This is a genomic window from Ureibacillus sp. FSL K6-8385 (genome assembly GCF_038593155.1).
GTDB classification, from domain to species: domain Bacteria; phylum Bacillota; class Bacilli; order Bacillales_A; family Planococcaceae; genus Ureibacillus; species Ureibacillus terrenus.
The window spans coordinates 535,644-551,521 of record NZ_CP151968.1 but is presented as its reverse complement, the minus strand read 5'-3'; the positions used below and the strand labels follow the sequence as shown (position 1 = coordinate 551,521).

The 15,878-nt window shown below is 47.2% G+C and carries 10 protein-coding genes; 1 reads left to right on the top strand and 9 read right to left on the bottom strand.

Annotated features, from left to right (window positions below; all coding sequences use genetic code 11):
* Window positions 1-15: 15 nt before the first annotated feature.
* The 3 genes from opp4B to NST62_RS02575 are packed head-to-tail and all read right to left on the bottom strand — an operon-like array spanning window position 16 to window position 3,035.
* The gene (gene opp4B, locus NST62_RS02585; RefSeq protein ID WP_141601695.1) at window positions 16-978 is read right to left on the bottom strand and encodes an oligopeptide ABC transporter permease; all 963 of its coding nucleotides are present in this window, start codon (window positions 976-978) and stop codon (window positions 16-18) included.
* A gap of 45 nt (window positions 979-1,023) precedes the next feature.
* Window positions 1,024-2,004, bottom strand: coding sequence for an ATP-binding cassette domain-containing protein (locus tag NST62_RS02580; RefSeq protein ID WP_141601696.1), 981 nt, complete (start codon window positions 2,002-2,004; stop codon window positions 1,024-1,026).
* A gap of 14 nt (window positions 2,005-2,018) precedes the next feature.
* Complete coding sequence (locus NST62_RS02575) at window positions 2,019-3,035, bottom strand: ABC transporter ATP-binding protein (protein WP_328215584.1); 1,017 nt, start codon at window positions 3,033-3,035, stop codon at window positions 2,019-2,021.
* A 399-nt stretch (window positions 3,036-3,434) separates the two neighbouring features.
* Here NST62_RS02575 and NST62_RS02570 point away from each other — a divergent pair, with 399 nt between their 5' ends.
* A complete protein-coding gene (locus NST62_RS02570) occupies window positions 3,435-3,818 on the top strand; it encodes a DUF1259 domain-containing protein (protein ID WP_141601697.1) in 384 nt (127 codons plus the stop codon).
* Window positions 3,819-3,906: 88 nt separating this feature from the next.
* Here the strand turns inward: NST62_RS02570 and NST62_RS02565 are convergent, their stop codons facing one another.
* The 6 genes from NST62_RS02565 to addB form a co-directional block, all read right to left on the bottom strand.
* Window positions 3,907-5,364 carry an alpha-amylase family glycosyl hydrolase gene (locus NST62_RS02565; protein ID WP_181733185.1) on the bottom strand — a complete coding sequence of 486 codons (1,458 nt, stop codon included), beginning with the start codon at window positions 5,362-5,364 and terminating at the stop codon, window positions 3,907-3,909.
* Between the two features lie 455 nt (window positions 5,365-5,819).
* Window positions 5,820-6,182 carry a YisL family protein gene (locus tag NST62_RS02560; RefSeq protein ID WP_141601698.1) on the bottom strand — a complete coding sequence of 121 codons (363 nt, stop codon included), beginning with the start codon at window positions 6,180-6,182 and terminating at the stop codon, window positions 5,820-5,822.
* Window positions 6,183-6,382: 200 nt separating this feature from the next.
* Window positions 6,383-7,285: a fumarylacetoacetate hydrolase family protein gene (locus NST62_RS02555; protein WP_342463114.1), complete on the bottom strand. Its 903-nt coding sequence runs from the start codon at window positions 7,283-7,285 to the stop codon at window positions 6,383-6,385.
* A gap of 65 nt (window positions 7,286-7,350) precedes the next feature.
* Window positions 7,351-8,529 carry a DUF418 domain-containing protein gene (locus NST62_RS02550; RefSeq protein ID WP_141601700.1) on the bottom strand — a complete coding sequence of 393 codons (1,179 nt, stop codon included), beginning with the start codon at window positions 8,527-8,529 and terminating at the stop codon, window positions 7,351-7,353.
* A gap of 60 nt (window positions 8,530-8,589) precedes the next feature.
* Window positions 8,590-12,327 carry a helicase-exonuclease AddAB subunit AddA gene (addA, locus tag NST62_RS02545; RefSeq protein WP_342463113.1) on the bottom strand — a complete coding sequence of 1,246 codons (3,738 nt, stop codon included), beginning with the start codon at window positions 12,325-12,327 and terminating at the stop codon, window positions 8,590-8,592.
* A complete protein-coding gene (gene addB, locus NST62_RS02540; protein ID WP_342463112.1) occupies window positions 12,308-15,814 on the bottom strand; it encodes a helicase-exonuclease AddAB subunit AddB in 3,507 nt (1,168 codons plus the stop codon). The genes addA and addB overlap by 20 nt, the downstream gene beginning before the upstream one ends.
* Window positions 15,815-15,878 lie beyond the last annotated feature (64 nt).

Below are 15,878 nucleotides of genomic sequence, written 5' to 3'. Positions count from 1 at the left end.
ACCATTCCCTCCTCTCTATTCAATGCGGATGCGGGGATCGACAATGCTCAAAATGATATCGGACAACAAACTTCCCAGAAGCGTCAAAAATCCGTACAACATCACCAGGGCGCAAATGACGCTGTAATCCCTCGCGGCAATGGAATAGACAAACAATTGCCCCATCCCCGGGTATCCAAAAATCGTCTCAATAAAAATCGATCCCCCCAAAAGGCCGGTAATGGTGAATCCCAAAAAAGCCGCAATCGGAATAAAGGAGTTCCTGAAAATATGCTTCGTATAAATTTTCCGCATCGGCACGCCTTTGCTTCTTGCGGTCCTTACATAATCCATTGTTTTCGCGTCAATAATTTCCGAGCGCAAATACTGGATGACGCCGGTCGTCCCAAGAATGGCATAGGTGATTGCCGGCAGGAGAATATGGTAAAACCTGCTCCATATGTACCGGAGCGTCCACGGTTCCGCTTCCACATCGACGCTGCCGCCCGTCGGAAACCATTGCAATTTGTAGCCGAAAATATATAAAAACAACAAGGAAAGCACAAACGTCGGAATCGCGTAGGTAATGAAACTGTAAAACACGATGAATTTATCCAGCCTCGATTGCTGATACCTTCCCGCCAAAATCCCCAAGGGAATGGCAATCAAATAAAGCAATATCACGCTGACAAAGGACAGCCAGAAGGTGTTCATCGCCCGCTCGCCGATCAGGGAAGCCACATCCCGCTGAAAGGTGTAGCTTTTGCCAAAGTCCCCCTGGAGCGCATTTTTCACCCAGCGGACATATTGCACCGGCAGCGGATCGTTCAATCCCAATTCTTCTTTCAGTTCTTCAATTCTCGCGGGATCCGTATCCGGCGTAATCATTCCCGTGAACGGATCTCCCGGCATCATCTTGGCCATCACAAAAACGAGGATGCTCAAGGCGATTAGCTGCGGAATCATCAGAAGCAGCCGCCTTACAATCGTTTTCCACATTCCCCGACCTCCTTTGCGAAAGAATTCTCATACCTCTTCCGCTCATCAGCGGCTGCCGCCCATTTCGGATTCTTTTCCGATTTCCAAAAGCTCCCTCGCGCTTGGAGCCGAAACATAATGGGTATCCGAAACGGGAATCAAATCATACACTCGTCCATTTTGATCAAAAGCTTTATGAATCATTTTTTCATACACCTTTTCGAACTCTTTCCGGGCCCTTTTCCGCTTTTCCCTTCCGACCGGCGTCGTCGCCGGAATCGAAGAAAGCAGCCGCTTCGTATAAAGATGCTTCGAATTTCCGTAAATGTCCTCCTTCGTCCCCCGCTCGACGAACCTTCCTTTATACATGATGAAAATGGTATCGCACATATGCTTCACAACCCCTAAATCGTGGGAAATAAATAAATACGTCAATCCAAATTCCCTCTGCACATCTTTCATGAAATTCAGCACCTGGGCCTGCACCGATAAATCGAGGGCCGAAACCGGTTCGTCGGCAATGATCATTTTCGGATGGGTGGCGAGGGCCCTTGCGATGTTGATGCGCTGCTTTTGCCCGCCCGAAAATTCATGGGGATACTTTTCTTTCGCATCTTGCGGCAAGCCGACAATCTCAAGCAATTCCCCAATTTTTCTGCTTTCTTCCCGGGGGGTTAAATGCAAAAAATTGCGGATCGGCTCCGCCAGGATATCGGCAATCCGTTTTCTCGGATTTAAGCTGGAATGGGAATCCTGGAAGATCATTTGCACTTCCCGATGGAAACGGGAGGTCCGGGATCTCCTTTCCCTCGTCACATCCTCCCCTTCAAAAAGAATTTTCCCGGAGGTGATTTTCTCAAGGCCGATGATCGCCTTCCCCGTTGTCGATTTGCCGCATCCGGACTCCCCTACAAGTCCATAGGTTTTTCCTTGCTCAAATTCCATATCGATTCCATCCACCGCATAGACCCAATCGACAATGGTATTGAAAAAACCGCCCCGGATCGGGTAATGCACTTTTAAATCAATGACTTGCATGAAGCTCAAACCGCTTCCTCCTTTTATCTTCTTGCGGCGTTGTTTGACGCCCCTTTCCGGAAATAAAAATGCTTCCAGCAGGTGCATTGAACATAATGGTCCTTTGAAATTTCATGGAAGGACGGATGCTTTTCATGGGCTTCTTTCGGTATCCAGGGAATGCGATGGGAAAATCTGCAGCCGGTTCTTGGAAGGTTTGCCAGCGATGGAACGGTTCCTTCGATGACATGGAGGCGTTCATCTTTGGAGTGCAGTTGCGGCATCGAGTGGAACAACAAACGGGTATAAGGGTGTTTTGGGTGCATAAACAATTTTTGGACGGGAGCTTCTTCGATGATTTCTCCCGCATACATCACCATCACCCGGTCGGCCATTTCCGCGACAACCCCCAAATCGTGGGTGATCAGTATGATGCCCGCGCCGGTTTCTTCCTGCAATTCCTTCAATAAATCGAGGATTTGCGCCTGGATGGTCACATCCAAAGCCGTCGTCGGTTCGTCGGCTATGATGATTTTCGGCTTGCAGGAGATCGCCATGGCAATCATCACCCGCTGCCGCATTCCGCCCGATAATTGATGGGGAAATTGCCTGGCCGTCTGCTCCGGTTTCGGGATGCCGACCTGCTTCAACAACCGCATCACCTGTTCTTCCCGTTCCTCCCGGGTGTAATCCGTATGATAGGCCAAAGCTTCTTCGATTTGATCCCCGATGCGCATCAAGGGATTCAATGCGGACAAAGGATCCTGGAAAATCATCGCGATTTCCGCCCCGCGGATCTTATTCATTTCCTCATCGTCCAATTCCAGAAGATTGCGTTCCCCGAAAAGGATTTCCCCCGTCACCCGCACGTTGCGGTCGTGATGCAGCCCGATGATGGATGTCGCAAGGCTGCTTTTCCCGCAGCCCGATTCCCCGACGATGGCGAGAATTTCATTATGCTTTAACGTGAAGGAAACCCCGTCCACCGCATCATAAAACCGGTCGTTGATCCGGAAACCTACGTGCAAACCGCGAACAGTCAATAATGCGTCCTTCTCCAGAAATCCTTCCCCTTTCCTGCAATCCGCTTTTAATGAAGTGTATGTATCGGAAAGAAAAAACATTAACTTCATTATATTCGCACCATAATTCCCGAAATCCTTATAAATCATCTTTATTGCAACGATGCAAAGATTTAATAGCAAAAACTTGGTACCACCCAAAAATGGAGATAGATTTCCATAAATCAAAATTCTATAGCAACCTTCCCCAATACTAATCTTCCCTTTCTTCCCTCCCCTTACTTTTCTGTTTGCTGAATGCCTGAAACAGAAAAGCGCTTCAAACCAACTCTATCATTCAACTTTTTTCATAAAATCAAAATCTCTATTTCTTCTGCCTAACCGGACCCCATCGCCCTTCATAAATTGGAGTTGAAGAACTAGAAAGGGGGGATTCAATTGTCAAGATGCCAAAGACTTGCGGATATAATCGGCGGGGAAGTGATTCAATCTTCTCCTGTCTGCGTGGTAATGCGCCTCAGGGATATCCGCGCAACGATTTTGGGACGCCGCACACTTTCCCCATTGGCCCTTCCGTTTATGCTGTCTTTTGAACGAAACGGGCTCAACCTGGGAGAAACTGTACTCCTTGAAAAAGAAGTCAATCCAATGATTGACGCATTGCGCAAAAGAGGAATTAAAGTAACGGCATTCCATAACCATTGGCTGTTCGAAGAGCCGAGATTAATGTACTTGCATTGGGAAAATGTCGGATTGGACCCGGAAGATTTTGCAAAAAGAAGCTTTGAGGCAGCGAGAGAAGTATTTTTTGATTTTCGGTAAACCGTTGAACGCCAAAGTAAAACAAATTGCCGACACACATAAAAAACAGCGAAATCAACCATGGTTTGATTTCGCTGTTTTTCCATTATTAAGCTTCAGGCTTTCTGCGTTTGGACCGTTTCAATAGCGCCACGACAAAGACGATGAAAATGATATAAACGAATGCCAACGCGATGATATAGGAAACGTTGATGCCCTGTTCATCAATGACTTGATAGATTTCCACTACTTCCCGGTTCTGGATGATCCGGAAGATGCCGTCATCGCCTTCTCGGAAGATTTCACCTTCCAATGTGCCGCGGATTTCCTTATTTTCTCCCACAAGCTCTTTCGGAATCTCTATTTTCTTCCTTTCGCTTGTATTGTTGATGATGACGATCCAATTCTCTTTGTCGGATTTGCGTTGGAAGACGATCAGCCCATCTTTGTTTTGAATCAGATTGAACTCGCCTTTGCGGAGGGTTTCCGATTGATTCCGCAGCGTTTGAATATCGGCGATATAATCCTTTAATTCGGAATCCGTTTTAAAATTATAAAGCTGATGCGCTTCCGGTCCGGCTTTGCCGTTCATGGCGATTTCCGTACCGTACTGCATGACCGGCACCCCGGGAAGAAGCAATGCCGCGCCCAACACCATTTTCAGGCGTGTCGGAGGATAAATTTCAGCCGTATAAAGGAAACGGTCCGTATTGAGATTGTCAATCATGATTTGCGTAGGGACGTCCGTTTCTCCCTTAGCATAGGATTCGAAATATTTCATTAGATCATCCGTATTTTCATCGACATTTTTGAAAGCGTAACGGAAAATGTCGCTCACTTCATCATAAAATTTCGCATCAAAGTCTGCGTCGCTTTCGCTGTCAGAAATGACATAAATCCCCTCGTCCACGGATTTGATGGACTCAATCATTTCATTTAAGAAGGCTGTGTCTGCCCCATCAATATTTGTCAGGCGGACTCCGTCAATATCATAGGCGGAAACAAAGTCAACCGCCGCATCGATGAGCGCCTGCCGCACTTCTTCATTCGTTAAATCCCAGCGGACCTTTCCGTCCTTTTTGCTTTGGATCCACGAAGATTTTTCCGGATCCTGCGCCCATTCATGATGTTCGCTCACGCCGTTCAACGGGAAGTCGATCATGACGGACATATCATTTTTCTTTACTGTTCGAATCAACTTCTTGAACTCATCTTTTGTCCCAAAATTCGGCTCAATTTTGCGGTAGCTTGTCACAGATTTTCCATCATACGTTTCTGTGGCAAAGACGGAGCCCAGGGAAATGATGGTAAATCCCATGTCTTTGATATCGGATAATTTATCGATAATTCCTTGAAAATCCCCGCCGGCGAATTTCGCCGGATTTTTTGGATTGGTTTTATCGCCATCATTTTCGCTCTTGGCGTCAAAATACCGGTCGACCAACACATCGTATATGCTTTCGTCGGAAATTGAACGCGACTCCGCGACCGCTGCCGGTGTCGCCATGCTGGTAAATAGCAATGCGGCGATAGCTGTCGTTCGAATCCATTTTTTGAATCTCAACATAATCCCTCTCCTTCAAACCAATCAACGACATTTTACCAAAAATACGGACAGCGCTTCCAATAAATCAGAAAAGTTTTAGAAAATACGACTATTTTTTGTCAAAATTGTGACAGATATATTGATGATTCTTTCCGTGCCCAACTTTCTTTTCATCAGCCGGAAAATGGTCCTTTCCTGGAATGTCCCGGCCCTTGCAAAAACGGTGAAAAGCTCCACCAGTCCGCATACAAAAAAGAAAGCGGGAGCCTTATCAATGTCCCATATTGAAATTCATTGTAGAAGAATCGAGAAAAAATTTCCATCTTGCCGCTTCCGGTTCAACATTGATGAAACATCCGCGTCCCGCATCCTAAACTCATGCCCCGAAAGACTTGCCCATCACCGCGCAGTTTCAACATTTCCTGCAATAAAGAAACGCAAAGCACGGTCATGGTGCTTTGCGTTTCCGTTTAATGTCAAACTAAGAAATGGAATCCCATCGGCAATTTGAATCCATAGAACAGCGTCAAAAACAGAAAAATGGCAAATAAAACCCAAAAGGCCGTCGCCGGTCTGTCCTTGGAGCGGCGGACAAGAATCATTTCCATCATCCCGATGACCAGCACGCCCAAAATGAGTTTGATTCCATAATTCAAGTTTTGTCCAAATTCCATCGCTTTGATGAACAAAGCCCCTCCGGTAACAATAATGAGAAGATATATTACGCGCAATGCCATATGCAGCCCTTTATTCGGCTTAAGGGCGCCAATCAGAAACAGGATAATGCCTATAAACCAGGCAGTAATGTGCAAATGTGTAGTGCTTGTTAAAAAGTCCATGAATCCCCCACCTCATTTTTAATTTCATGTTTATCCTATCATGTGGATTATTATAATTCAAATATAAGAATTCTTTTAAGATTATATTAGTTTTAAGAAATATAAAAAGAATCCGCAAGTTTGATAGAATTGCGGATTCTTTATATCGGAGGAAAACTCCCCTGTCACCATATAATTGAAAGAATTACCCGATTAATTCCTTATTCAAAACGGTTCGTCAATGTGCCGATGCCTTCGATGGAGATTTTCACTTCATCTCCGGATTTTAAGAATTGAGGAGGATTCATGCCCTTTCCGACCCCTTTAGGCGTTCCCGTCAAAATGACGTCCCCCGGTTCAAGGGTAGCATATTGGGATATGATCGAAATCAACCGGTCAATCGGAAACATCATATCGCCAGTATTTCCGTTTTGACGGACTTCCCCGTTGACCTTTGTCACAATCGCCAAATTTTGGGGATTTGGAATCTCATCTTTGGTTACGATGTAAGGTCCCATCGGGCATGTCGCATCCAGGCTTTTTCCCAAGAAATATTGCTGATGTCTTTCCTGCACATCGCGGGCTGTCAAATCATTGGCGATGGTATAACCGAAAATGTAATCATATGCCAATTTTTCAGGAATGTTTTTTCCTTCTTTGCCGATGACAACCGCCAATTCCCCTTCGTAGTCAAGGGAATCCGTTTTATCCGCATGGACCGGCAAAACTTGGTTATCGCCGGCGATCGTTGTCGGAGATTTTGTGAAAATGACCAAATCGGATGGAGCCGCTTCCCCTCCCATTTCCTTAGCATGTTCATCATAATTTTTCGCTACACAGATAATATTTTTTGGCGTTCTTGGAATGGGGGACAGCCATTCAATTTCGGTGAAAGACAATTTGAACTTTCCTGCTTGCTCCGACTTTTCTGCGACCTCTGTCAATCGGCGAATCTTCTCGACAAAATCATATCCTAATGCAATTCCTTCAATAATCGTTTTCGGGAATGCCGGGAACACTTGAAACGCTTCCTGGATCGCCAATACATCCCATACCGCTTCTTCTTTTTTCACTTTTGGACCGAATTTCACCTGATTATTGAATTTAAAGGATAATAGTTTCATGCGTAATAGCTCCCTTTCATTTTCACAAATTGTATTATTAATAACATATTACATGAAATCCTTCGTTATTGCTCGACTTTCTTGACGTTTTTGCCATAAACGAGGCGTTTGACGATCATTTCGAGCGGCCCTTGATGAAATTTGAGAAACCACAGTTCGGCAAAAGCCAATTGGGACACATAAATGCTGACGGCTATTACGATTGACATGGATACATCCGTTTTGCCATAAAGGCTGAAACCATAATGATAGAATAACAGCGTGCAAATGACCGACTGCATGATATAGATGGTCAGCGACATGCGGCCCGCTTTGGCAATCGGGCTTAAGAGCTTTGTGACGAACGGGATGAGGCAAAGGGACGCAATGGCCGCCGCATAGCCGGCTGCCAGAACCGGTCCGCCTATGTAGACGCGGATGTACTCCAGCAGATAAGTCCGCGTTGTATGGAAAGGAAAACTTTTCAGAAACAGTCCTCCTGCAATGCAGCACACGGCCAATATGATCCAGAACCATTTCAGCTCTTCCGCCCGTTCCACCATGCGCCGCTTTGCCGCCGCCGCGCCGATCAGCATATACGGCAAGATCGTAAACAGGGCGCTGAACCACATCGATGGCGACATTTGGAAGGCCAAATCATGCAAACGTTGGACAAAAGCATCCGTCCAAGTCCCGATGCCGTATGCCGTAATCGCATCCTCGATGGAACCCAGGTCGACGAATGTTTCGAACTCCTCGTTCCCGATGCCTGAAAGAGCATATGCAGAAATCATGAGCAGGTGGAAAAGCCCGTTTATCATCAGCGCAATGGACAAGAGCCATCCGCTGCCCAGCTTTAAAAATAAAATCAATAATAATCCGCAAACCGCATAAATTGTGATAATATCCCCCCACCAAAGGAGAAAGGCATGCAACAGCCCGATGGCAAGCAGCACAAAAAGCCGCTTTGCCGCAAAAGGGTAAAAATTCGTCCCCAGCCGGTCCGCCTTCATCCATTGCATCGCCAAACCGTATCCGAACAGCATGGAGAAAAGCGGGTAGAAGCTTCCCTGTACATAGATATCAAGGGTCTGGTACCACATCTTGTCATGATAATCGGAAAACCAGTTATTCAAATCAAGGATATAAGGAAGCGGCAGGGAAAAGGCGAAAATATTCACCAATAAAATGCCAAGCAGGCTCACCCCGCGCATGATGTCGAGGGTATGGATTCTCTCACTCAATGCCGTTGGTTGAAACATCATTTTGACCTCCTAAATACCATAAAACTATCATGTTCAAAGAAAACTTACAAGAAAACCGTTTCAAACCAACGCACCCAACTGCAACTCTTTCCCCGCATCGAACAAATAGAGCACCTTTTCATCCACTCGGATTTGCAGGATTTTTTCCACCGCTTCCGCATAAAGGCGCAGCTGAACGCCATAGCGCTTCACCATTTCCCGGACCAGCGCCTCTTCTTCTGCAAAAGAAGGCAAAATTTGGTCCGTTTTGTAATCGAGCAGCACCCATTTTCCTTCTTCATCCTGCATCAAGCAATCGACAATCCCTTGAACGATTTGGGAATCGCCGTCCCCGTCTTTCATGTTTAAGGTAAACGGCACTTCCCGGTACAATTTATGGGCATTTTTGAACCGCTTTCCGATCGGCGTTTCAAAGAATTGCAGCAGTTTTTCGACTTCGATCGCTTGCAGCTCTTGCTCCGTGATCAATTGTTTTTCCGCAAGTCCCTCAAGAAATTGACATGCTTCTTCCGCCCTTTCGAAGCCTTGCTGAGGCACATGCTGCATCACCGTATGCATCGCCGTCCCGATTTCAGCGGCCGTCAGTTGTTTTTCCTGCAAAAACAGAGGGCGTTTCACAAGGGATTTGCTCCGGTTTTTGGCCATCAACTTCATATATTCCACATATTCCGTCTCTTCATCCTGGCGAAGGCTTTCAATGCGCTTCATTTCAGAAACGCTCGTTTTCGATTTCTTCTTCGTCGCCTTTTCAAAAGGATAAACGTACATAAAACGGCGATTCAATTCTTCCAGCAGCGTTTCATCCACTTCGGCGCTTTGTTCTTCCTTTTCCGATTCTTGCGTTTCCTCCTGTTTCATGAGAAATGCTTCATTGGAGATGACGCTGATTTTCCAATCGGACGGGTGTTCGACCGGTATATAGGAGCCGTCGCTGAATTCTTTGAAACATGCATGCCTGCTGACTGCCGGGCCGATCCAATCCAAATAATTTTTCGCCCTTGCCCTCACATAATCCGGCAGCATGTCGTCCGCAGGCAATTCCTGCATCTCGCACCAGCTTTGTCTCGCCTTTTGCCAATCTTTGACGGAACCGACAAGAATCAGACGCTCCTTCGCCCTCGTCATCGCCACATATAAAATCCGCATTTCCTCCGCGATCAATTCCATTTTTTTCTTTTCCTTCATCGCCAAAAACGGCAGGGATGTATACATGATGCGGTTATCCGGATCAATGGCTTTGACGGCAAGCCCGAATTTCTGGTCAAACAAATACGGTTCATTGAAATCCTTCAGATTGAACTTGTTGCCAAGCCCCGCCACAAAGACGACCGGAAACTCGAGCCCTTTGGAAGAGTGGATGGTCATTAAACGGACGACATCGTCTTTTTCCCCGATGGATTTGGCGATTCCAAGATCTTCCCCCCGCGCCTTCATCCGGTCGATGAACCGCAAAAAACGGAACAGCCCTCGGAAGGAAGATTTTTCGAAAGTCAACGCGCGGTCATGAAGGGCCCGCAAATTGGCCTGCCGCTGCTTGCCGTTGGACATCGCGCCCACCATTTCGTAGTATTTTGTATCCAAATAGATTCTCCAAATCAAATCGGCAAGGCTTCCCCGCCGAGCCAAATCACGCCATGTGTTCAACTGGCTTAAAAATCTTTCGAGCTTCGCCTGGGTTTTGGTTTCAAGGCCGGAATGTTCATTTTCCACAAACTTTTTGACCGCCTCGTAAAAAGGTGCATTTTTCTCCGCCAACCGGATAATCGCCATTTCATTTTCCGTAAGACCCACAAACGGGGCTCTCAATACCGACGCCAACGGGATATCCTGATATGGATTATCGATGACCTTCAATAAATTCATCATGATCATGACTTCCAATGAATCGAAGTATCCTTGGGAGCTTTCGGCATACAGCGGGATATTGGCCTTTTTGAACTCTTCGATCATATCGTTCGACCAGGTCATGGAACGCATCAGGATGACGATATCGCTGTAGCGCAATGGACGGATCCGCTTCGTTGGGTCCTTTTGCTTCGCATCGTATACGGTGGCGCCGGATTCCATCAGTTCCCGGATCCGGGCGATAATATAGCGGGCTTCCTGCTGGGATTTTTTCATTTCTTCTTCAAGAAGCAATTCCGGATCTTCTTCCATCCCGTTTTCGGATGAAGCATCCGGCTGTTCTTCATGAATGACCACCAGCTCCACCGGCATCTTTTCATCATTGTAAGGCGCGCGCGGTTTCAAAGCCGCCTTCTCATCGTAAACAATTTCCCCGACCTTCTCGCCCATCACTTGCCCAAAGATATAGTTGGTTCCGTGAAGAATCTCTTTTCGGCTGCGGAAATTGGCGTTCAAATCGATTTTCATTCCGCTCGTCTTCGGTTCTTCCTCGAACGTCAAATATTTGTTTAAAAACAGCATCGGTTCCGCCAGGCGGAAACGGTAGATCGACTGCTTCACATCGCCCACCATAAACAGGTTGCCGTTTTGCTCATCGCCGCTTTTGACCAGCTGCAAAATGGTCTCCTGAAGCATATTGGTATCCTGGTATTCATCGACCAGCACTTCTTTGAAACGCTTTTGGAACTCCAAAGCGACAGGGGACGGTTTCAGTTGCCCTTCTTCTTCAACCGCAAGAATCTCCAAAGCATAATGCTCCATATCGGAAAAGTCCAAAATGCCTTTTTCAAGCTTTGCCTCTTTGAACTTTTTCCCGAACTTCATCGTCAGTTCCACCAACGTTTCAATCGTCGGGGCCATCAGACGGATTTCTTCGATGAGCCGCTCCGGTTTTCGCGCAAAATACGTTTCCTGGATTTTGCCTATGATGTCTTTCGCTTTTTTCCGCTTATCCTGCGCTTTCTTCTTCAATTCTTCATCGCAGGAATCTTTCGGCACCCTCGCGAGGGTCTTCCATTTGAGGCCGGAAAAGAATTCATACGCTTCCTGCCAGGAAGAGCGGAGCCGGCGGAAGGCTTCCCCGATGAGCGCCAAATCAAATTCCGCCGTTTCCCCGTAAGGTGCCGGACCGTCCGGCATCAGCGCATATTTTCTGACCATCATTAGCTGTGAACGGGCTTCTTCCAGCTGGAATTCAATGGCGTTTTTCACATGTCCGATGAAAGGCAAATCATCCACTGTCGCGCCGTCCGGAACGTGATACTGTTCCACAAGGGATTGAAGCCATTTTTCCGGTTCCGGATGCACCCGCGCATTGTCATATAAATCATTGATCAACTTTTCGATTTCCTGGTCGTCCCGGTCGGAAGTAAAACTGTCCACCAGCCGGTAAATCCGGTTTGCTTCCTCATCATCCTCCGCGCTATATGCCTCTTCCATCACTTCTTTTAACACGTCATCTTTCAATAAAGAAATTTCCCCTTCGCTGGCGATGCGGAATCCGGGATCAATATCCAGCATATAGGCATATTGCCGGACGACGGATAAGCAAAAGGAGTGCAATGTGGAAATTTGCGCTTTGTTGACAAGACTCAGCTGCTTGCGCAGGTGGTCATTATGCGGGTCTTTCGCAATTTCCTTCTCAAGGGCATCCGCCAGCCGGTGGCGCATTTCCGCGGCGGCATCGTTCGTGAACGTCACAACCAACAGCTCGTCCACATCAATCGGATTGTCCTCGGAGATGACCTTTTCAATCATTCGGTTGACGAGGACCGCCGTCTTTCCCGAACCGGCGGCGGCGGAAACCAGAATATCCTGCCCCGTCGCCCAAATGGCCTTCCATTGTTCGTCGGTCCAAGCAGCATCTTTCGGCTTAGTTGGAATCCGGTTCACCTGCGTTCAGCTCCTTTCGTATTTTTTCGATCACGTTTTCTGAGGAATCCGGCTGCAGCCGCAAAAATTCCCCTTCCATCGGATCGAATTGGCAGACCGATTTGAACTCGCAATAATCGCATGCCGTTCTTTGCTTCAATTTATATGGCCGGATGGAAGTGTCTCCGCTCAAAATGGACTCCCCGGCTTCCTGGTGCTTTTTGCGGACGAACAGGCGCAAATCTTTCATTGCATCATGCGGCACCACTTTTGAATTTTTGTAAAACTCGCCGTTTTTCTTCAATGAAACCGGAATGATGATCGACTTGCCGTCCTCTTCCAACCGTTCGTCCATCGCAAGGACGGCTTCCTGATCCTCGGCCAAAAGTCCCCTCATTTTGTACATTTTCAGCCGTTCTTCTTCAAGCTGCAGTTCATTTAATTCCTGTTCGATTTTTAATAAAGGGTTTTGCACATGAACGTATAGGACGCCGGCCGGCAATGCCTTTTCCTTCAGCAAAATGAAGGAATTTTCCACCGCCACATCCAGGTATGTCAACAACTGCAGGGAAAGGCCGTAATAGACTTCATTCAAATCTAAATCCCTGCCGGAAGATTTATAGTCGATGATGCGCAAATAGGATTTTCCGCCGACTTTGGCGTGGTCGATCCGGTCGATGCGGCCCCGCAATTTCATCCTCCGTCCGCTTTTTAGCGGGATTTCAAGGGGCGGCAATTGCTCCTTCGGGCCAAAAGCGGCTTCCACCGCAATCGGCTTGAAGAATGAATTTTTGGCGTGATGGGACAAAGCGATCATCGTTTTTTCGATAATGCGCGTCAGTTTCCGTTGAATATAGCGGTAGCGGGCGCTGCTTAATAGAATTTGATGGGAAAATGCAGGCACAATATGTTCCACCGCATCCCTGGCGAGCTGCGCGCATTGCTCCCGGGACAATTTATTCCATGGCAAATCCAGCCGCTTCGTCTCCATGGAAATCCATTTCAATGCCGCGTGGAACAAATCGCCCATTTCGAAAGTTTCCAAACGGAACTCCGGCCTTGTCTGAAGACGGAGGCCATAAGTGGCAAAATGGGCGAACGGGCAGCTGTAAAATTTTTCGATTCTTGAAACGCTTGTCGTCAAATCTCCGTAGAGCGATTCCGACAATGACTGTTCCAGCGGTTCCGCGGCATTCTTGCGCTTGAGCGGCCTCATCGCGAAATGAAGGAGCGGCCGCCATTCTTCGCTCTGTTCATAAAAGGCTCTGAGCGCTTTCCAAATCGGCGAAAGTTCCGATGCTCCCGCCTGCTTCAGCTGCGTCGTCAAATATGCAAGGGATGTTCTCGGATGGCGCAAGTAGGAAAGCACCTTATCTTCGTCCCATTCTTCGATCGGATCGATGAAAATCCGGTGGTGAGGAACCGTGTTCTCTCCATCCACTTTAAATAAGTTGTGCAGTTTTTGAACATAAAGGGACGGCAATAATGCCTTGCTTTCCTCATCACTGTTTGAATAGGTGACATATAGCCGGTCCGTCGGGGAAGAAAAAGCGCGATAAAGATAGAAATTTTCTTCCATCAAGCGGTGTTTGGAAGTCGGGAACAATTCCATTTCAATATTCGAGAACCATTCCCGGTCACCGTCGTTGATCAAACCTTCATAATCGATGCGCATCGGATAGACCCCGTCGTTCATGCCGATGACGAAGACGACCTTCATATTATCGAACCGGGAAAACTCCACCGTCGATACCGTCACCTCGTCAATGGCGGGCGGGATTTTGGAAAAGTGGAGGGCATGATAACCCTCATCCAAAATTTTCGCCGCTTCTTCAAGCGTCAAAGGCACATCGCCAAACATCACGGCAAATTGATCGAGCACATTCACCCACTGGTTCCATGCCTGATCATGCTCCATCGCCTCTTCCAGGCGGCCCATCTCAATATCCTGATCTTTCAATGCCTGAAGCTTTTCATATACTTGCAGTTTTTCCATGCAATGGAACAAAGCGGAGGCGATTTCCCGTCCATTGCTGGCTTTCTTCAATTCTTTTTCCAATTCCAATAAAGGTTCCCGGATATAGCCTTTCATTTCATCGATGATTTCCTGAACCTTTAATTCTTCATCTGTCTGCCTTGTTGTGACAAATTCCAGGCCGCGGTATTTTTTATATATCCAGCGCTCATCCTGCATCCAGCGGTTTCCGTAGATGCCCTGGGCAATGACGAAGTTTTCGAACAGATCCGCTTTCTCCCGCATCTCTTTCCAATCGGATTTCAACGGGAAAAATAAATCGGTTTTCACGCTGCGGAAAATCGGTTCATATTTCCAATGGGACGTGATGACTTCCAAAACCGAACGGCTGAATTCGATCAATGGGTGGTGAAGCATCGGTTTCTTCTCATTGGTAAAAACAGGGATGTCGTATTGCGCAAATATTGTCGAAATGAGGGGGTCGTACAAATCGGGCTGCCGGTACATAATCCCGATATCCCGGTAACGGATCCCCTCTTCTTGCACCAGCCGTTTTATTTCCCGGGCAATACCGTGCACCTCCGCGCGCCGGTTGGCTCCTTCAATGATTTGCACATATCCTTCCGCTTTCATTCTTTTTGGCACCGGCTTATGAAACTCCCGCTCGATATGCTGCAAATCTCCGTTTCGGAAACGGCGCGTTGTCTCCATATGTATTCTCGGTTCAATTTCTATCCCCAAATTTGTCGCCTCTTGCCGCAATTTGTCGTACATCACGGCCGCGCGATGAAACACCGCCTGCTCGTCATCTTTATCATGTTCATCTTCAAACGGAGTAACAACGGTCACCCGTTTTGTCAAGGACAACAGCCGCTTGACGATTTCAAATTCCCGGACGGTGAAGAACGTAAATCCGTCAATGTAGACATGGGTATCCTTCAATTTTTCGGAATGCTGCAATTGCTGGATCAGGAAAGGATACAGGCCGTCCCCTTCCACATAACGATCCCCCAAAATTTCTTCCAATTCCCGCATGATGATTTGCAAGTCTTTCGTTTTGGCAATCAACGTTTGGGGGGCGTCGTTCAGTTCGAATGCGGCAACGGCGTCTTCCAGTGCGCTGCTGTCAATATTGAATTGTGTAAACTCCCTGATGATCTTTTCGATTTCTTCCGTAAAACCCAACTTATCGGCCGCTTGGCGGAAAAGGACGAACCGGTCCCTGTTTTCTTCCAGCAAACGTCTTAAAAGCATGCGGTAACCGATTTTGTCGACCTTGTCTTTGGCAATGCCGCCGGTCTCCTGCAGCACGTACCAGGACAAACGCTTGAACGTCATGACCTGGGCGCGGATCAGCCCTTGAATATCATAATCGTGGGTCAACTGGTATTCCGTCGAATACGACATTTGGTCCGGAACGATTAAATATATGGGCGGGCCAAAAGGATTCGCTTTGACCTCTTCCACAATTTCACGGTGAATAAAGGCCGTTTTTCCTGTACCGGCCCGTCCGCTGATAATTCGTAAAGACATGCGGCTCCCCCTTCAATTTTCGATCTTGATATTGGCATTTTAAATATTATAGTACATTTTTTCA